We start from the raw sequence: 17,589 nt of genomic DNA on the forward strand, positions 1-17,589 counted from the left end.
GGGTGGAGGGAGGCTCGCCCGGTCCCGTACGGCGCACGGGGTGGGTGCGGCACGGACGGCAACCGGACGGTGAAGCTGTCTCGGTTGAGGCCCGCTGAAGCAGTTCCCAGGACTCCATACATGCATGAAGCAGCCCTGACCTGCAACTTTGCTCGGATTTCCAAGTAAACGAACCGGAAGTCCTGGCGAGCTGAAGGATCAGGGACATCACTGGTCACAGCCTCGCGGGCCTCGTAGACCCTTCCCCTACGCCTTCGGCGCGGGGAGGCCCCAAGCACGTTATCCCGCGGCTCCAGAGTGCGGGAAGGGCGGAGCGGAGACCAGTGTGTGAGACTGAAAAAATGGAAGAAAGCACGCAAATCACTGCCTTCCTGCTCGATGATCACGAGGTGATCCGCCGGGGTGTGCACGAGATGCTCGCCGCGGAGACCGACATCGAGGTGATCGGTGAGTCGGACAACGCGACCGACGCGGTGAAGCGCATCGCGGACGCCCGTCCCGATGTCGCGGTGCTCGACGTACGCCTCCCGGACGGCAGCGGGATCGAGGTCTGCCGTGAGCTGCGCTCCCGCAACCCGGGCATCGCGTGTCTGATCCTCACCTCGTTCCCGGACGAGGAGGCGCTGGTGCACGCCGTGCTGGCCGGGGCCTCCGGCTACGTACTGAAGGGGATCCGCGGCAAGGAGCTCCAGTCGGCGGTTCGGGACGCCGCCGCCGGAAAGGTGCTGATCGGCCCCGACGCCGCTCGCCGGGTGGTGGAGCGGCTGCGCAGAGGGGCGAGCCGCGCGGACGGGGGCGGCGACGGCAAACTCTCCTCGCTCACCGGTCAGGAACGCATCATCCTGGATCTGATCGGCGCGGGCATGACCAACAGGGCCATCGGCGACGAGCTGAACCTGGCCGAGAAGACGATCAAGAACTACGTCTCGCAACTGCTCTCGAAGCTGGGGATGAGACGCAGGTCCCAGGCGGCCGCGTACGTCGCCCGCATGCAGGCGGAAAGCGGCGGAGGGGACGAGCCGGGCGTCTGAGCCATTCCCAGGTGAGCGGTTCGCCGGCGGACGCGCGGAGCCCGGCCTCGAGGTGACCCCGACCCCGTTCGGGCCGGCCGCCGCGTCGCCTCCGACGGCGGGTCCGGCCGGCCACGTCAGTCCTCGGGTTCCCCTTGGCCGCTGTTCTCGCCGCCCTCGTCGGCGCCGCCGGTGTCGCTGGGCGTCTCGGTCGGCGTGCCGGTGGGGCCGCCCTGGCCGCCGCCGTTGCCGGAGTTGCCGCCGTTGCCGGAGTCCGTCTCGCTCGGGGTGCCGGTCGGCTCGTCGGAGGGCGAGCTCTCGGTCTCGCTCGGCGTCTGCGACGGCGTCTGGCTGGGCGTGTTCTCGCCGGTGTCGCCCGTCGTGGTGCCCGGCTCCTGCTCGGTCTCCGTCGGCGTGGGGGTCGGCTTGTCCTTGGTCTTCTTGTCCTTCGGCTCCGTCGTGGAGGAGTCCGGGGTGGTCTTGTTGCCGCTGTCGTCGTTGAAGGCCGTCGCGAAGTAGATGCCCGCCGCGGCCACGATCACGGCGACAAGGGCGATGAACGCGTTCCTCACGCCGTTGCCGCGCCTGCCGTCACGGCGCGGTCCGCCCTCGAAGCCTCCGTCGTCCCGGCCGGGGGCGCCCATCAGCATCCCGGGGGCCAGCTGCGAGGTCTCGCCGTGCGCGGGGTGCTGCATGGCGCCGGCGCCGGGGACGCCCATCGCCGGGGTCGAACCGCCGGCGTGTGCGACGGGGCCGGTGTTCCACATCCCGCCCGTGTGACTGCCCTGCTCGTGCAGCATCTGGAGCGCGTACTGGGCGAGGCCGCGCATCTCCTCGGCGCTCTGGAACCGGTCGTCCGGGTCCTTCGCCAGGGCACGCATCACGAGGCCGTCCAGCTCCGGCGGGACGGTCTCGGAGGATTCGGACGGCGGCGCCGCCTCGTCCTGGACGTGCTGATACACGACGGACAGAGGCGTCTCACCGGTGAACGGCGGTCTGAGGGTGAGCAGTTCGTAGAGAAGGCAGCCGGTGGCGTACAGGTCGGAGCGGATGTCGACCGTCTTGCCCAGCGCCTGCTCGGGGGAGAGGTACTGCGGTGTGCCCATCACCATGCCGGTCTGCGTCATGGTGTTGGAGGCGCCGTGCAGCGCCCGGGCGATGCCGAAGTCCATCACCTTCACCGCGCCGGTGTTGGTGATGATGACGTTGGCCGGCTTGATGTCGCGGTGCACGATGCCGTGCTGGTGGCTGTAGGCCAGGGCCTCCAGGACGCCGGAGACGATGATCAGCGCCTGGTCGGGCGGCGGCGCCTCCGCGTTCATCAGCAGGTCGCGGATCGTGCGGCCCTCGACCAGCTCCATCACGATGTACGGCGTGACGCTGCCGCCGATGATCTCCTCGCCGGAGTCGTAGACCGCGACGACGGCGTGATGGTTGAGGCCCGCGACGGACTGTGCCTCACGCGTGAAGCGGGCCTTGGAGACCGGGTCCTCCGCGAGGTCGGAGCGCAGCAGCTTCACCGCGACCGTACGGCCCAGGCGGAGGTCCTCGGCGGCGAAGACCTCCGCCATGCCGCCCCGCCCGAGACGGTGCGTGAGGCGGTAGCGGCCGTCGCCGACTAGGCCGTTCCTCCCCCACAGCTCCGGCGATTCGGCCATGGAGCCGCCCATGGCGTCAGGGTCCGAGGGACCCCCGCCGGCCTGCGTCTGTGCCATCTGTCCTCGCCGTGGATCGAAATGCCGTCATGCCCGGGTCGCGCGGATGCCCCTACCCCCTGACCCTTCACTCATGCCCGTACGCCGGGAGCGCCCCGCTCCCGCTTTGGAGGCTACAGGCTCGGGGGAGTCGCATGGACGGGGACGGATCAGCCATCCAATCGGCTGCGGTACCCGACTGGCAAGTTCGCAGGCGACGGGCTCAGGGCCTGGCCGGACGGGTTCGGAGCCCATGTACACCGCGGCGCACACCCGGCTTCGTGGCGCAAGAGTCACGAAGCGGCAGTGCTGCCACAGTTGTGGCCTCAGGTTGCGCATCCGGTTACGGAACGGGCACTGCGCTTGACGTAGAGGTGCCCTCCGGCAGACTTGGGCGGGTATAAGAATCAGGGAGTTTCCGGGGCTTGAAATCTGCCCTGAAAAAACTGTGCGGGGGCATGCCGCCGAGGGGGAGCAGTCAGATGAGTGACGACGGCGGACAGACAGACGCGGAGTACGCGGGCCGCACGGTCGGAAACGGCCGATTCCAGCTGCAGAGTCTGCTCGGCGCCGGCGGAATGGCCTCGGTCTACCTCGCATACGACTCCGTTCTCGACCGCAAGGTAGCGGTCAAGACCCTCCACACCGAGCTGGGCCGCGAGCAGTCGTTCCGCGAGCGGTTCCGCCGCGAGGCACAGGCTGTCGCGAAGCTCACACACACCAACATCGTCTCGGTCTTCGACTCCGGCGAGGACGAGATCGACGGCTCGATGGTGCCGTACATCGTCATGGAGTACGTCGAGGGCAAGCCGCTGCGCTCCGTGCTGGACGAGGACATCGCGAGCCTCGGCGCGATGCCCGCCGAGAAGGCGCTGAAGATCACCAGCGACGTGCTGGCGGCGCTCGAGGTCAGCCACGAGATGGGGCTGGTCCACCGTGACATCAAGCCCGGCAACGTCATGATCACCAAGCGCGGCGTCGTCAAGGTCATGGACTTCGGCATCGCGCGGGCCATGCAGTCCGGGGTCACGTCGATGACGCAGACCGGCATGGTCGTCGGCACGCCGCAGTACCTGTCACCGGAACAGGCATTGGGACGGGGAGTGGACGCCCGTTCCGACCTGTACTCGGTCGGCATCATGCTCTTCGAACTGCTCACCGGGCGGCTGCCGTTCGACGCCGACTCCCCGCTGGCCATCGCGTACGCGCACGTACAGGAGGAAGCGCCCACGCCCTCGGCGATCAACCAGTCGCTGACTCCCGCCGTCGACTCGCTGGTGGCGCGGACACTGCGGAAGAACCCGAACGAGCGCTTCGCCTCCGCGGAGACGATGAACGAGGAATGCACACGCGTCACCCGGCAGGCCGCCGGCGGCGCTCCCTCGATCATCCAGGGCGGCCCGCCGTCACAGAGCGGCGCGGGTGTCGGGCATGCCGTCTTCCCGCAGGTGGGCGAGGGCACCCCGCCACCGCCCGGAGCGCAGCAGCCCTACCAGCCGCAGCAGCAGTACGGGTTCGGGCCCTCCACGCCTCCGCCGCCCAGCACAGCTCCGATGGGTCAGTACGCGCCGTACGGTCAGCAGCGGAGCGTGGGCCAGCACACTCCTCCGCCGTACACGCTCTCCCCGCAGCCGCCGGGCGGCGGCGGGCGCAAGAACAACGCCCCGTTGATCGTCGGTTCGGTGGTCGCGGTGGTCGTCGCGCTGACCGCGGTGATCGTCGCGGTGCTGGTGAGCAACGGCTCGGAGAAGGAAGACCCGAACGCCATCGACACCAGTCCCTCCACGTCGGTACAGGCCCCCGAGGTGGAGCCCACCGACACAGGCGAGACCGGCGACGATGACGACGGGGTCGGCGGGTTCAAGCCCGAGGACAAGTCCAAGACCATCGAAACCACCCGGTGCACGAACGCGTCCGACAGCTACTCGGACAAGGGGAAGAAGATCGTCCCCGACTTCACCTACAAGAACCTGGACTCGGTGAAGAAGTGCATCAGGGCGGCGGGCTGGAAGCTCGGCGAGATCTCGCACGAGGACGAGAACATCTGGGGCAAGAACATGGTCCTGGAGCAGTCGCCCGACGGCATCGAGTACCTGGACCCGAAGAAGGACAAGATCGACCTGACCGTCTCCACCGGCAAGCCCAGCGACTGACGGGCTCGCACAGCCAGTTCCGCAGTCGGCCGAGCCGGCCGGGGCGCCCGCCGCGCATCGCGTGCGCCGGGCGCCCCTTCTCTCTGATGGGGCCCGCCTGCCGATTCCGTCCGAGGGGCCCGGCGGCCGACAGGCCCTCTGCCGGTTCCGGCTGCCGGTCGCGTCAGCCTTCCGCGGGCGCGGGCTCCGCGGGCCGACGGACCTCGACCGTACGGAAGCGGTCGGCCACGAAGGCGCCGTCGCACAGGGCGGCGTTCGCGGCCGGATTGCCACCGGAACCGTGGAAGTCGGAGAAGGCCGCCGTCTGATTGACGTAGACCCCGCCGGTGAGGTTGAGGGAGAGCTGCGCGCACTCGTCCATGCAGGCGTCCTCGATCAGGCGCTCGGCGGCCGGCGACGTGGTGTACGCACCGACCGTCATCGCGCCCTTCTCACGCACCGTGCGCCGAAGCAGCGCCACGGCGTCGGCCGTGGAGTCGACGGCGACCGCGAAGGAGACCGGGCCGAAGCACTCCGAGAAGCACACCGCCTCCGACTCCGGCTTCGCGGACTCCAGCTTGACGATGACAGGTGTACGCACCTGGGCCCCCGGGAATTCTGGGTGCTCGACCGGCCGTGATTCCAGGGCCACTTCGCCCAGCGAGGACGCCGACTCGACGCGCTCACGCACCTGTTGGCTGACGATGGCGCCCAGAATCGCGTTCGCACGGGCGTCGTCGCCGAGCAACTTGCCCACGGAGGTGGCCAGATCGGCGACCACCTCGTCGTAGGTCTTCTCACCGGCGTCCGTGCTGATGCCGTTCCGCGGGATCAGCAGATTCTGCGGGGTGGTGCACATCTGACCGCTGTAGAGCGAGAGCGAGAAGGCGAGGTTGCCCAGCATGCCCTTGTAGTCGTCGGTGGAGTCGATGACCACCGTGTTGACCCCGGCCTTCTCGGTGAAGACACGGGCCTGAGGGGCGTTGCTCTCCAGCCAGTCACCGAAGGCCGTCGAGCCGGTGTAGTCGATGATGCGGATCTCGGGGCGGACCGCCAGCTCCTTGGCGATGCCCTCGCCCTCCCGCTCGGCGGCGAGCGCCACGAGATTGGCCTCGAAGCCGGCCTCCGTCAGCACCTCGCGCGCGATGCGGACCGTCAGCGCCAGCGGCAGCACAGCACGCGGATGCGGCTTGACCAGCACCGGATTGCCCGTGGCGAGGGAGGCGAAGAAGCCGGGGTAGCCGTTCCAGGTCGGGAAGGTGTTGCAGCCGATCAGCAGCGAGATGCCGCGGCCGACCGCCGTGAACCGCTTGCTGAGTTCGAGGGGCTCGCGCTTGCCCTGCGGCTTGGACCATCCCGCGGCCTCCGGCGTGCGGACCTGCTCGGCGTAGGCGTAGGCCACGGCCTCCATGCCGCGGTCCTGAGCATGCGGGCCGCCGGCCTGGAACGCCATCATGAAGGCCTGGCCGCTGGTGTGCATGACCGCGTGCGCGAACTCGTGCGTACGGGCGCTGATGCGGGCCAGGATCTCCAGGCAGACCGCCGCCCGCACCTTGGGACCTGCCTCGCGCCACGCCGGCATCGCCTTGCGCATCTCCGGCAGCAGCACGTCGATGTCCGGGCGCGGATACTCGATGCCCATCTCGAGGCCGTAGGGCGAGACCTCGGTCGAGGCCCAGCCGCCCTGCGGACCCGCCGTGCCGGGCTGACCGTCGATCTCGAAGCGGCTGCCGCGCAGCGCGTCGAACGCGGCCTGGCCCTGCCCGGCGCTCAGCGAGCCGGCGATGCCCGACTCCTCCCCGTACGCCTTGGGGTGCTCGGGGTGCGGCGACCAGTACTCGCGGCTGCGGATCGCTTCCAGCGCGCGGTCGAGCGTGGGACTGTGCTTCTCGATCAGCCCGGCCGCGGAGAGCGGGGGGCTGCCGGCCGTAGTCGCGGATGTGGTCACGGGTGCGGTCACGAACGACCAACTCCTCGTCGAGCTGGGGGCTGGGTGGCTGGCGCTGTGCTGCGCTGCATCGCCTGCTCGGCCCTGCGTGGATGTGCACGGCTGTGCAGGCCCTGCATGGCTGCGCGGGCTGTCGGTCCTGCAGCGACAGGTAGATACTGCAACCGAACGATCGGTCGGTGCAAGGGGGGGAAGGTCAGCCTGTGGACAACGTGGATAGCATCGGCCGCATGCCGGTCAAGCGCGACACCTACACGCCCGATTCGCTGCTGAAAGTCGCCGTGGAGGTGTTCATCGAGCGCGGTTACGACGGCACCTCCATGGAGCACCTGTCGCAGGCCGCCGGCATCTCGAAATCGTCGATCTACCACCACGTGCGCGGCAAGGAGGAACTGCTGCGCCGCGCCATAAACCGCGCCCTCAACGGGCTGTTCGGCGTCCTCGACGAGCCGCGGGCGCGGGAGGGCCGTGCGATCGACCGGCTCGAACACGTCACGCGTCGCACGGTCGACGTGCTCATGGCGGAGCTGCCCTACGTGACACTGCTGCTGCGCGTGCGCGGCAACACCGATACGGAGCGATGGGCGATGGCGCGCCGCCGCGAGTTCGACCACCGCGTCTCCGAGCTGCTGAAGCAGGCGGTGGCGGACGGCGATCTGCGCGGCGACGTCGAGGTCCGGCTGGCGACCAGGCTCCTCTTCGGCATGATCAACTCCATCGTGGAGTGGTACCGGCCCTCCCGCGCCGGCCGTGCCGGCGCGGCCACCAGCGACGAGGTCGCGGAGGCCGTCGTGCGCGTCGCCTTCACCGGCCTGCGCAACTGACCGGCCGTCACAAGCACGGACAGCCGGCACGACCGTGGCCCGCACCGCTGGACCGCCACCGGAAACAGCGGCCGACAGGCCCCGGCGCCGAAGGACCCCCGTCAGGCCTCCTGTCGTGGCGGCGGGTCCACCAGGACGCCCGGGTTGAGGATGCCTCGCGGGTCGAGCGCCGACTTGGCGGCCCGCAGGGCGAGCGCGAAGGGCTCGGGGCGCTGCCGGTCGTATCCCGGCCTGTGGTCCCTGCCGACCGCGTGATGGTGGGTGACCGTGGCGCGGTGCGTCGCGAGGATCTCCATGGCGGCGCTCTTGATCTCGTCCCACATCGCGGCCTCCGCTCCGCGGCGGCCCGTGGCGATCACGGTGAAGTACGGGGCGGCGCCGTCCGGATACACGTGCGTCATACGGCAGTTGACGAGCCCCGGGCTGCCGGTGACCTCCTCCACGGCCGCCCCGATCCCGGTGCGTGCGGCCTCGTAGAGTTCCGTGAACCGGTCCCAGGTGCACGCGGTCTCGAACGTCTCGGTGATCGCGCTCATCCGCGCCAGCCCGTCCCGCAGGTACGGCATGCGCAGGAAGGCCGAACGCCAGGCGCTCACGGCCGCGTCGCCGCCCCCTGAGTCCTCGCCGCCGGGACCGCTCACCGCGCCGCCGTGGTCGCCGGCGAGGGTGCGCAGCTCCGCGAGCCGCCCGTCCACCGGGTGGTGCGCCGACTCCACGCCGAGCACCAGCACGCTCTCCCCCTCGTGTGCGGCGCCCGCGAGAGCCGCCTCGCCCGGATCGAGCAGCCTGCAGTTGGCCGGATGGAGCCCGGCCTGCGAGATCGCGCGCACGGCCTCCACGGCGTCACCGAATTCGGCGAAGCGGACGGCGGTCGACGCCTTGTGAACGGGACGGTCCTGCAGTCGCATCCACGCCTCGGTGATCACGCCGAGGGTGCCCTCGGAGCCCAGGAACAGCCGGTCGGGGGACGGTCCCGCGCCCGAGCCGGGCAGCCGCCACGACTCGCTGGTCCCGGCCGGGGTGACCACGCGCATCGATTCCACGAGGTCGTCGATGTGCGTGTGCAGGGTCGCGTAGTGGCCGCCGGCGCGGGTGGCCAGCCAGCCGCCCAGCGTGGAGAACTCGAAGCTCTGGGGGAAGTGGCGCAGCGTCAGGCCCCCGCCCTGCTCGCGCAGCTGGTCCTCCAGGGCGGGCCCGAACACGCCGGCCTGGATGCGGGCGGCCCTGCTCGTGGTGTCGACCTCCAGCACCCGGTCCATGGCGGACAGATCGAGGGAGAGGACGCCGGCGTGGTCACCGCCGCGGTACTCGACCCCACCGGTGACCGAACTGCCGCCGCCGTAGGGGATGACGGCAACGTCCGCGGTGCCCGCCCAGTCGAGCAGGTCCACCAGCTCGGGCTCCGATCGCGGGTGGGCGACGAGGTCGGGTGCGGCGGTCATGTCGCCGTGCAGGGCGCGTACGACGTCCCGGTAGGCCTTGCCGTAGGTGTGGGCGGCGCGGTCCGCCGGCTCGTCCGAGACCAGATGCGCGAGCGCGCCGGGCGGCCGGACGCGCGGCGGCGCAAGGGTCAACTCGCCGACGCCGGGCACCGGAAGGGGATCCGGCGGGAGACCCGGGAGCAGTGCGGCGAGAGCCGTGCATTCGCTGTCCGGCAGGGCCTCGTCCGTACGTCCCCAGCCCCACCAGGACCTGCCAGAACCGGCAGGTGCCGTGCCGCCGGGGCGGGCGGGACCGCCGTTCGCGACCGGTGAGTCCTCCGTAGCCGCCATGAGTGACCTTTCGCTCCGGCCGGGCCGCGGCCCGGGGCGACCCCGCGCGCGGAAAGTTACCGAAGGGTAAGGACGCGCGGGTCCCCGGCGCAAGATCCTCCGGGCCCCCGTCCACGTCCATGCGAGACCTCGTTCCACGCCCACGCGAGATCGTGTCCAAGGACGTGAACAGCCCGCGTCCAGCCGGGCCCTCGCGCCACGGGGCGGAACCATTGCCTCCGTGACCACCCGCTCGTCCTCGCATGCACGTCGGCAGAGGTCTTGACGCACCGATTCCGCACTTCTACGTTGTGTCCGCCACCTTGGACTGCGTTTTCATATATGAACAACTCCACTTCACCCCTGCTGCATCCACGCTGTGTCCCGGCCGCCGACCCGATGCACGACGGCCCTGGAGGAACGAGATGCCACTGCCCTCGACGCCCGAGCTGCACCCGCCGCCGCGGCGGTCCCGGTGCCGCCCCGGGCCCCGGTCCGGCGTCGCCCTCGTGCACCGGCGCCGCACGGCGGTCGCGCTCCTCGCCGCGGGCTCCGCGGTCCTCGCCTCCTCGTGCACCGTGGCCAACAGCGACTCCCTGGGCGGCAGCGGTTCAGGGCTGCGCATCGTGCTGCCGGAGGAGCCGCCGACCCTCGAACCGTGCGAGTCCTCGCTCACCTCGACCGGCGTCGTCGTCCGCTCCAACATCACGGAGCCGCTGATCGAGCGCGACCCGAGCACGGGCGACCTCGATCCCCTTCTGTCCACGGGCTGGAAGCGCACCTCGGACACCGAGTGGACGTTCACGATGCGCAAGGACGTCACCTTCCAGGACGGCTCCCGGTTCGACGCGCGTGACGCCGCCTTCTCCATCGAGCGCGCCGTCAACTCCAAGCTCGGCTGCAACGTCGACGGTTACGTCTTCGGCGAGGACCCGCTCGACGTGGAGGTGGCCGACGCGAGGACGCTGACCGTGAAGAGCAAGGAGCCGGACCCGATCCTGCCGCTGCGGCTGTCGTTCGTGGAGATCGTCCCCACCTCCACCAGCACGGCCAAGAAGGTGCGCCGGCCGGTGGGCACGGGCCCGTACGAGATCGGGCGCTGGGACACCGGCCTCAAGCTGCGCCTCGACCGGAACAAGCACTACTGGGGCAAGGCGCCCGCGTACGAGGACGTCACCTACCAGTGGCGCACCGAGGGCACCGTACGGGCAGCGATGGTCACCAGCGACGAGGCGGACATCGCCCTGAAGCTGGGGCCGCTCGACGGCGCGGGCGACCTCGGCGTCAACCACCCCAACAACGAGACGACGGCGCTGCGCCTGTCCGGCAAGGAGCCGCCGCTGGACGACCCGCGCATCCGCCGCGCGATCAACTACGCGCTCGACAAGAGGGGAATCGTCAAGTCCCTCTTCAGCGGGCTCGGGGAGCCCGCAGGACAGCTCGTGCCGCCCCGCGTCGTCGGCCACAACCCGGCGATCAAGCCGTGGCCGCACGACCTGAGGAAGGCCAGGGCACTGGTGAGGGCCGCGAAGGCGGACGGCGTGCCCACCGACAAGCAGATCCTGATGGTCGGCCGGCACGAGCTCTTCCCACGGGTCTCGGAGACCTCCGAGGTGCTCCAGGAGCAGCTGACGCAGGCCGGTCTGAACGTGAAGCTCAAGATGGTCGACGAATCCGCCCATCTCGAGTACCAGCTGCGGCCGTTCGTGCCCGGCGCCGGGCCGGTCGCACTGCTGATGCAGCACGGCAACCAGGCGGGCGACGCGGCCTTCACCGTCGACCAGTACATGACGTCGAAGGGTGCGCAGAGCGTCATGGGCACCAAGGACTTCGACAAGACGATCGAAGAGGCCGGCCGGAAGTCGGGCAAGGAGCGGCAGGACGCGTACGCGACTCTGCTGAAGCAACAGAACAGCGAAATCACGCAGTTCGCCCACATCGCACACATGCGCGGCGTCATCGCGGTCTCGCCGCACGTCTCCTACGAGCCCAACCCCGCGACCAACGACGAGATGCGTCTCGCCGACGTACGGCCCAAGGGCTGAGAGGAGAAGCCGGTGATCACCTTCCTGCGGCGCCGTGCCCTCTCGAGCGTCGTCCCGCTGATCGTCGTCGTGCTCGGCGTGTTCTGCCTGGCGCGGCTGACGGGCGATCCCGCCAGCCTCTATCTGCCGCTCAACGCGACGGACCGGATGCGCGAGGAGTTCGCCGAGCGCAACGGCTTCGACCAGCCCGTGCTGTCCCAGATGTTCGACTACCTCGGGGGCGTGCTGCACCTCGACTTCGGTGAGTCGCTGCGTACGGGACAGGCCGCGGGCGGCATGGCGCTCGACGCCTTCCCGGCCACGCTTCAGCTCGCCGGGTTCACGATGCTGATCGCCGTCCTCGGGGCGGCGGTTGTAGGAAGCTGGGCGGCGCTCCGGCCGAACGGACTGGCCGACCGTGTGTGCAGCACGATGTCGATGGTCGCCGCCAGCGTGCCCGACTTCTGGCTGGCCATCGTCGGCGTGTGGATCTTCGCGGTCACGCTGGGCTGGCTGCCGACGTCCGGCGTGACGGGCCACGGCATCTGGATCCTGCCGATAGCCACCCTCGCGGTGCGGCCCTTCGGGGTGCTCGTCCAGGTCGTGCGGGGGGCGATGGTCTCGGCACTGTCGTCCCCGTACGTGAAGCTCGCGCGCAGCAAGGGGGCGGACGACCGCCGCGTCGTCACGCACCACGCGTTGCGCAACGCCGCCGCGCCCGCGCTGACGGTGGCCGGCGACCTCACGGTCGGGCTGGTCAACGGCGCTGTCGTGGTCGAGACGATCTTCGGCTGGCCGGGCATCGGCAAGCTCATGATCGACTCGATCCTCCAGCGGGACTTCGCGGTCCTCCAGGCCGCGGTCCTGGTGACGGCCGTGGCGATCTTCGTCCTGAACATCCTCATCGACGTCTGCTACACCCTGCTCGACGCACGCGTTCGCCAGACCGCCGAGGCGACCTGATGAGCGGCGACGTGACCGGCGACGTGACGAGAGGACGCCCCATGTCCCACACCGCACAGGAACCGCAGGACACCCCCGCCGAGGGCGGTTCCGGGCCTGCGGCAGGCCACACGGACGGACCGGGCGGGGAGCCCGCTTCCGGTGCGGGGGCCGCAGCCGGGTCCGGCCCCGGCGCCGGTTCGTCCCGCGGGGCGCGAGGCCGTGGACTGGTCGCACTGCTGCTGCGCGACCGCGCGGCCGTCGTCGCCGCCGGCACCCTGCTGCTGGTCGCGCTGACGGCGGTCTTCGGTCCCTGGATGATGAGCGATCTCGCCACCAGACAGAACCTCGACGCCGTGAACACCGAGCCCTTCGACCCTGACAACGGCTGGGCCTACATCCTGGGCAGCGACTCCCTCGGGCGCTCCATGCTCGCCCGGCTCGTCGTCGCGACCCGGACCACGCTCTCCGTGGCGGTACCGGCCGTCGCGATCTCGCTGGTCGCAGGATCGGTGTGGGGCATGTGGGCCGGATACCACCGGGGGCGGCGCGAGACCGTCAGCATGCGGATCGGCGACATCATCCTCAGCTTCCCGTCGCTGCTGCTCGCGGTCGTCGTCCTGTACGTCTTCTCGCCGAGCGCCGCCAACATCGTCGCGATCCTCGCCATCGCGCGTATCCCGGTCTATCTGCGCACGGCGCGCGCCGAGTCCGCGGAGCTGCGCAGCCGGCTGTTCGTGGACGCGGCCCGCACCTTCGGCACCCGCAGCGGCGCGATCATCCGCAGGCACGTGCTGCCGACGGTGCTGCCGACCCTGCTGACCGTCGCGACGGTCGACTTCTGCTTCGTGATGCTCTCGGAGTCCTCGCTGAGCTTCCTCGGCATAGGCATCCAGCCGCCGGACGTCAGCTGGGGGCTGATGACCGCTCAGGGACGGCAGTACCTGCAGACGTCCTGGTGGATGTCGATCTTCCCCGGGCTCGCCATCGTCATCACCACGGTCTCGGCGTCCGTACTGGCGTCCTGGTTCCGCATGGCCACCGACCCCGCCCAGCGGCGGCTGCTCGGGCTGCCACGCCGGAAGCGGTCGTCCCGCAAGTCCGGCCAGGAGGTAGGGCGATGAGCACCGAGGCGACCACCACCGCCCCCGGCCCGGCCGCGGCGTCCGCCGTCGCGCTGGAGGTGACGGGCCTGACCGTGCGCATCGACACCGCACGCGGTCCGGTCGTCGCGGTCGACGACGTCGGGTTCCGGGCGCACTCCGGGGAGACACTCGCGCTCCTCGGGGAGTCCGGGTGCGGAAAGAGCATCACGGCGCAGGCGATCGCCGGGCTCCTCGATCCCGTCGCGGAGGTCTCCGGCGGCGAGGCACGGCTCGGGGACGTCGATCTGCTCGGGCTGGACCCCGCCGCCCGGCGCGCGACGGCCGGGCCGGAGCTCGCGATCGTCTTCCAGGACGCGCTGACCGCGCTCAACCCCGTCTATACGGTCGGCACCCAGCTCGCAGAGCCCTTCCGGATCCACCAGGGGCTGAGCGCCGCGAAGGCACATGAGCGGGCAGTCGAACTGATGCGCCGGGTCGGCATACCCGAGCCGGAGAACCGGGCCGGTGACCACCCGCACCAGTTCTCCGGCGGCATGCGTCAGCGCCTGCTGATCGCGATGGCGGTCGCCCTCGGTCCGCGGGTTCTGCTGGCGGACGAGCCGACCACAGCTCTCGACGTGACCGTCCAGGCGCAGATCATGGAGCTGCTGCGGGACCTGCGCACCGAGCACAGAATGGCCGTCGTGCTGATCACGCACGACCTCGCCCTCGTCTCCGAGCAGGCCGACCGGGTGGCGGTCATGTACGCGGGGGCCGTCGTCGAGACCGGGCCGGTGCACGAGGTGTTCGGCCGGCCCCTCCACCCGTACACACGGGGGCTGTTGGACTCGGTGCCCTCGGCGGGGCCCCGGCCCGGGGGAGACGGATCCGCGGAGGGGGCGGGCACGGGCCGCCGCCGGGAGCTGGCGTCGATACCGGGTGCCCCTCCGGACCTCCACTCGATCCCCTCCGGCTGCGTCTACCAGGACCGCTGCCCGCTGGTGCGGGACGTCTGCCGCACGCGGCGGCCCGCCCTCGAGGCCACCGGTGAGGACCGGACGTCCGCCTGCCACTTCTGGAAGGAGCTGGAACATGGCTGACGCCGCTCCGCTGCTGGAGGTCTCCGGCCTGACCAAGACCTTCCGCGTCTCGAAGGGCCCGTCGGGCGACGGATCTTCGTCCGGCAGGCTGCGCGCCCTGGACTCCGTCGGCCTGACGCTGGGACGGGGCGAGACGCTGGGCCTCGTGGGCGAGTCCGGCTGCGGCAAGTCCACGCTGGCGCGCACGCTGCTGCGGCTGGAGCGGCCCGACGAGGGGCGCATCCGCTTCGACGGCGTGGACCCCTTCCGTCTCAAGGGGAAGGAACTGCTGGGCTGGCGGCGGCGGATCCAGATGGTCTTCCAGGACCCCTTCGCCTCGCTCAACGCCCGCATGACCGCGGCGGAGATCATCAGCGAACCCTGGTCGGTCCACAGGGACCTGTACCCGACCGCTCGTCAACGGGCCGCACGCGCCGCCGAGTTGCTGGAAATGGTCGGACTGCGGGGCTCCGACGCGGGCCGCTGTCCGCAGGAGTTCTCCGGCGGGCAGCGCCAGCGCATCGGGATCGCGCGTGCGCTCGCCCTCGACCCCGACGTGATCGTCTGCGACGAACCCGTCTCGGCGCTGGACCTGTCGGTGCAGGCCCAAGTCGTCAACCTGCTCGGTGAGTTGCAGCGGCAGCTGTCGGTGTCGTACCTCTTCATCTCGCACGACCTTTCGGTGGTGCGGCACATCGCGGACCGGGTCGCGGTCATGTACCTGGGCCGGATCATCGAGACGGGCAGCACCGAGGACGTCCTGGACCGGCCACGGCACCCCTACACCGCCGCGTTGACGGCGGCGGCGCCCGTCCTGGACGTCACACGGAGTGGTGGGGGTACCGCCCGGGCCGCCAAGGCCCAGGGGGAGGGGCCGAGGCCCGTGCTGAAGGGCGAGGTCCCGTCACCCACGAACCCGCCCTCCGGCTGCCACTTCCGCACCCGGTGCGAACGGGCGGAGGACCTCTGTGCGCAGCGGACACCCGCGCGGGAGCCGGTGCACGAGCCGGACGGCGGGACGGACGGCAGGGCGGACGGCGGGGCGGACCGGGCTGCGGGCGCGGCGGTACACACCGCGGCCTGCCACTTCCCGCTCGGCGGCGGCACTTCCCCTCGCTCTGCTGGGGGGACCCCCGCCCGTACGGAGTCCGGGGGAGGACCGGACGACGGGACAGCGGAGGGAACACAGCTCACGGTGAACCCGTGAGCGGTCCCGACTTCGCACTCGTCGCGGTGGCCATCACCGCCGCTTCCTGCCTCCAGGCATCGATCGGGTTCGGCATCGGCATGCTCGCGGCGCCCGTGATCGCCCTCGTCGATCCGACGCTGATCCCGGGGACCATCATCATGCTCGCGACCGTGGTCACCTTGCTGATCACCGTCCTCGACCGCACCCACCTGGACCTCGGCGGCACCGGTTGGGCGCTCGCGGGGCGGCTGCCCGGTTCGGCGCTGGGAGCGGTGCTCGCCGTGCGGCTGCCGTCCCGGCTGCTCGCGCTGCTGATCGCCGGCGTGGTGCTCGCGGGGGTCGTGGTGACGGCGGCGGGCTGGAGGCCGAGACCCCGGCGGCTCGCCCTGCTGTCCGCGGGCGCCGTCTCCGGCGTCATGGGAACGGCGACCTCGATCGGCGGCCCGCCCATGGCACTGGTCTGGCAGCGATATCCCGGGCCGCGGCTGCGGTCGAACATGAGCGCGTTCTTCCTCGTGGGCTCGGTGGCCTCGTTGGCGGCCCTGTGGCTGACCGGCGGCGTGGACGGTTCCACGGTCGGGACCTTCGCGACGCTGCTGCCTGCCGCGTTCGTGGGGTGCGTGCTGTCGCGGTTCGTCAACCGCCGGATGAACCGTGAACGCCTCCGGTGGACGGCGATCACCGTGTCGGTCGCCGGAGCGGTCACCCTCGTCGTCCAGCAGTTCGTCTGAGAGATCCGGTCCTGTGAGGGTCCCGGTCCTCAGGGCCGGGGGCCGGTCGCGGCCCAGCGGGTCAGCCTGTTGCGGCCCGTACGACGTTGAGGAGGGGCTCCCCCTGCGCCAACCGCCGGATGTTCTCGGCGATTTCGCGGGCCCGCGCCTCGAACGTGTCCCGGGTGTGGCCCGAGTTGTGCGGTGTGAGCACGACGTTGTCCAGCTTCTCGAACGGGTGGCGCGACGGGATCGCCCGACCGTCCTCCTGGGCGTCCCACCACACGTCGAGCGCGGCCCCCGCGATCGCGCCGCCGCTGAGGGCGGCGAATGCGGCGTCCTCGTCGACGACGGGCCCGCGGGCGACATTGATCAGGAACGCCGTGGGCTTCATGGCACGGAACTCCTCGGCACCGACCAGGCCACGCGTGTCCTCCGTGAGCGGCGCGCTGACGACGACGGCGTCGGACGTGGCCATCAGCCGGCGGAGTTCGCCCACGCCGCCCGTCCAGTCCAGCTCGACGCCTGGAGGCGGCGGGGCGTCCGGGTTCCTGCGCACCGCCTGAACGCGCATCCCCAGCGCCGACGCCAGGCGCGCCGTGCGGGACCCGGTCTCGCCGAGCCCGATCAGCCCCATCGTCCTGCCCTCGAGCGTCGTCCCGAAGGAGGTCCCGGGAGCGGTCGCGACGGTGCGCCAGAGCCCGGAGCGCAGTTCGCGGTCGGCCGTCAGCACCCTGCGGGAGAGCATCATGAGGCACATCAGCACGTGTTCGGAGAGCGAGCGCCCGTGGTGGTAGGTGTTGGCGACCGCCGTGGACGGGGCGAGGGAGCCGAAGGGGATCCCCTCACACCCCGCGCCGCCGACCTGCACCAGCCGCAGTGCCGAACCCGCACGCGCCATGTCCGCTGTCATTCCGCCGCCTGTGCAGACGAGGACGTCCATCTGCGGCAGCAGCTCGCAGACCTCGGCGGGCGGGAGACCGGTGGCCGTCGTCCAGACGTTGCCGTCCCGGCCCTCCGAGGTCAGCTCGGACTCGAACCGGCCGATGATCTCGTCCGTGACGAGGATGCGCAGCGGCGGAAGGGGCGGCGACGAGGGCACGGGCGGGTGCGTCGGGTCGGTCGGGTCGGCCACGGAGGACGTCCCTTCGGTCTCGGCGTATGCCGTCCGTACGGGCGCCCTGAGTCTCCCATTGGTTCA

General features: G+C 71.0%; 13 protein-coding genes. 9 read left to right on the forward strand and 4 right to left on the reverse strand.

What is annotated here, in order from left to right; translation table 11 throughout:
- The first annotated feature begins 341 nt into the window (after positions 1 to 341).
- Complete coding sequence (locus I004_RS0128340; RefSeq protein WP_028438240.1) at positions 342 to 1,031, forward strand: response regulator transcription factor; 690 nt, start codon at positions 342 to 344, stop codon at positions 1,029 to 1,031.
- Between the two features lie 116 nt (positions 1,032 to 1,147).
- Here I004_RS0128340 and I004_RS0128345 read toward each other — a convergent pair whose 3' ends face one another.
- A complete protein-coding gene (locus I004_RS0128345; protein WP_028438241.1) occupies positions 1,148 to 2,725 on the reverse strand; it encodes a protein kinase domain-containing protein in 1,578 nt (525 codons plus the stop codon).
- 461 nt (positions 2,726 to 3,186) lie between these two features.
- Here I004_RS0128345 and I004_RS0128350 point away from each other — a divergent pair, with 461 nt between their 5' ends.
- Positions 3,187 to 4,857, forward strand: coding sequence for a protein kinase domain-containing protein (locus tag I004_RS0128350; protein WP_028438242.1), 1,671 nt, complete (start codon positions 3,187 to 3,189; stop codon positions 4,855 to 4,857).
- A gap of 163 nt (positions 4,858 to 5,020) precedes the next feature.
- On the opposite strand, the gene paaN is transcribed toward I004_RS0128350, so the two are convergent.
- Positions 5,021 to 6,784: a phenylacetic acid degradation protein PaaN gene (gene paaN, locus I004_RS0128355; protein ID WP_051345587.1), complete on the reverse strand. Its 1,764-nt coding sequence runs from the start codon at positions 6,782 to 6,784 to the stop codon at positions 5,021 to 5,023.
- Positions 6,785 to 7,014: 230 nt separating this feature from the next.
- Here paaN and I004_RS0128360 point away from each other — a divergent pair, with 230 nt between their 5' ends.
- A complete protein-coding gene (locus tag I004_RS0128360; RefSeq protein WP_028438244.1) occupies positions 7,015 to 7,608 on the forward strand; it encodes a TetR-type transcription factor C-terminal domain-containing protein in 594 nt (197 codons plus the stop codon).
- 101 nt (positions 7,609 to 7,709) lie between these two features.
- Here the strand turns inward: I004_RS0128360 and I004_RS36695 are convergent, their stop codons facing one another.
- Positions 7,710 to 9,380, reverse strand: a complete 1,671-nt coding sequence (locus I004_RS36695; RefSeq protein ID WP_051345540.1) for an FAD-binding oxidoreductase — start codon at positions 9,378 to 9,380, stop codon at positions 7,710 to 7,712.
- Positions 9,381 to 9,784: 404 nt separating this feature from the next.
- Here I004_RS36695 and I004_RS0128370 point away from each other — a divergent pair, with 404 nt between their 5' ends.
- Genes I004_RS0128370 through I004_RS0128395 form a run of 6 tightly spaced genes read left to right on the forward strand, consistent with a single transcriptional unit; the run spans position 9,785 to position 16,409 of the window.
- On the forward strand, positions 9,785 to 11,404 hold the full coding sequence (locus tag I004_RS0128370) for an ABC transporter substrate-binding protein (protein WP_078511889.1): 1,620 nt from the start codon (positions 9,785 to 9,787) through the stop codon (positions 11,402 to 11,404).
- A 12-nt stretch (positions 11,405 to 11,416) separates the two neighbouring features.
- Positions 11,417 to 12,346: an ABC transporter permease gene (locus tag I004_RS0128375; protein WP_028438246.1), complete on the forward strand. Its 930-nt coding sequence runs from the start codon at positions 11,417 to 11,419 to the stop codon at positions 12,344 to 12,346.
- Positions 12,347 to 12,387: 41 nt separating this feature from the next.
- Positions 12,388 to 13,449 carry an ABC transporter permease gene (locus I004_RS36700; RefSeq protein WP_037978318.1) on the forward strand — a complete coding sequence of 354 codons (1,062 nt, stop codon included), beginning with the start codon at positions 12,388 to 12,390 and terminating at the stop codon, positions 13,447 to 13,449.
- Positions 13,446 to 14,510: an ABC transporter ATP-binding protein gene (locus I004_RS0128385; RefSeq protein WP_028438247.1), complete on the forward strand. Its 1,065-nt coding sequence runs from the start codon at positions 13,446 to 13,448 to the stop codon at positions 14,508 to 14,510. Before I004_RS36700 ends, I004_RS0128385 begins: the two co-directional genes overlap by 4 nt.
- On the forward strand, positions 14,503 to 15,696 hold the full coding sequence (locus I004_RS36705; protein ID WP_078511890.1) for an ABC transporter ATP-binding protein: 1,194 nt from the start codon (positions 14,503 to 14,505) through the stop codon (positions 15,694 to 15,696). Before I004_RS0128385 ends, I004_RS36705 begins: the two co-directional genes overlap by 8 nt.
- Entirely contained in the window at positions 15,693 to 16,409 is a 717-nt protein-coding gene (locus I004_RS0128395) for a sulfite exporter TauE/SafE family protein (protein ID WP_028438248.1), read from the forward strand. The genes I004_RS36705 and I004_RS0128395 overlap by 4 nt, the downstream gene beginning before the upstream one ends.
- Before the next feature lie 61 nt (positions 16,410 to 16,470).
- Here I004_RS0128395 and I004_RS0128400 read toward each other — a convergent pair whose 3' ends face one another.
- On the reverse strand, positions 16,471 to 17,523 hold the full coding sequence (locus tag I004_RS0128400) for a 2-hydroxyacid dehydrogenase (RefSeq protein WP_199779480.1): 1,053 nt from the start codon (positions 17,521 to 17,523) through the stop codon (positions 16,471 to 16,473).
- Positions 17,524 to 17,589: the final 66 nt, after the last annotated feature.

This window comes from Streptomyces sp. TAA486 (assembly GCF_000426165.1).

Excerpts from the sequence above, each read along its gene's own strand:
- I004_RS0128340 (WP_028438240.1), top strand. The coding sequence starts at position 342 with ATGGAAGAAAGCACGCAAATCACTGCCTTCCTGCTCGATGATCACGAG.
- I004_RS0128385 (WP_028438247.1), top strand. The coding sequence starts at position 13,446 with ATGAGCACCGAGGCGACCACCACCGCCCCCGGCCCGGCCGCGGCGTCC.
- I004_RS0128350 (WP_028438242.1), top strand. The coding sequence starts at position 3,187 with ATGAGTGACGACGGCGGACAGACAGACGCGGAGTACGCGGGCCGCACG.
- I004_RS0128360 (WP_028438244.1), top strand. The coding sequence starts at position 7,015 with ATGCCGGTCAAGCGCGACACCTACACGCCCGATTCGCTGCTGAAAGTC.
- I004_RS0128370 (WP_078511889.1), top strand. The coding sequence starts at position 9,785 with ATGCCACTGCCCTCGACGCCCGAGCTGCACCCGCCGCCGCGGCGGTCC.
- I004_RS36700 (WP_037978318.1), top strand. The coding sequence starts at position 12,388 with ATGTCCCACACCGCACAGGAACCGCAGGACACCCCCGCCGAGGGCGGT.
- I004_RS36695 (WP_051345540.1), bottom strand. The coding sequence starts at position 9,380 with ATGGCGGCTACGGAGGACTCACCGGTCGCGAACGGCGGTCCCGCCCGC.
- I004_RS0128345 (WP_028438241.1), bottom strand. The coding sequence starts at position 2,725 with ATGGCACAGACGCAGGCCGGCGGGGGTCCCTCGGACCCTGACGCCATG.
- I004_RS36705 (WP_078511890.1), top strand. The coding sequence starts at position 14,503 with ATGGCTGACGCCGCTCCGCTGCTGGAGGTCTCCGGCCTGACCAAGACC.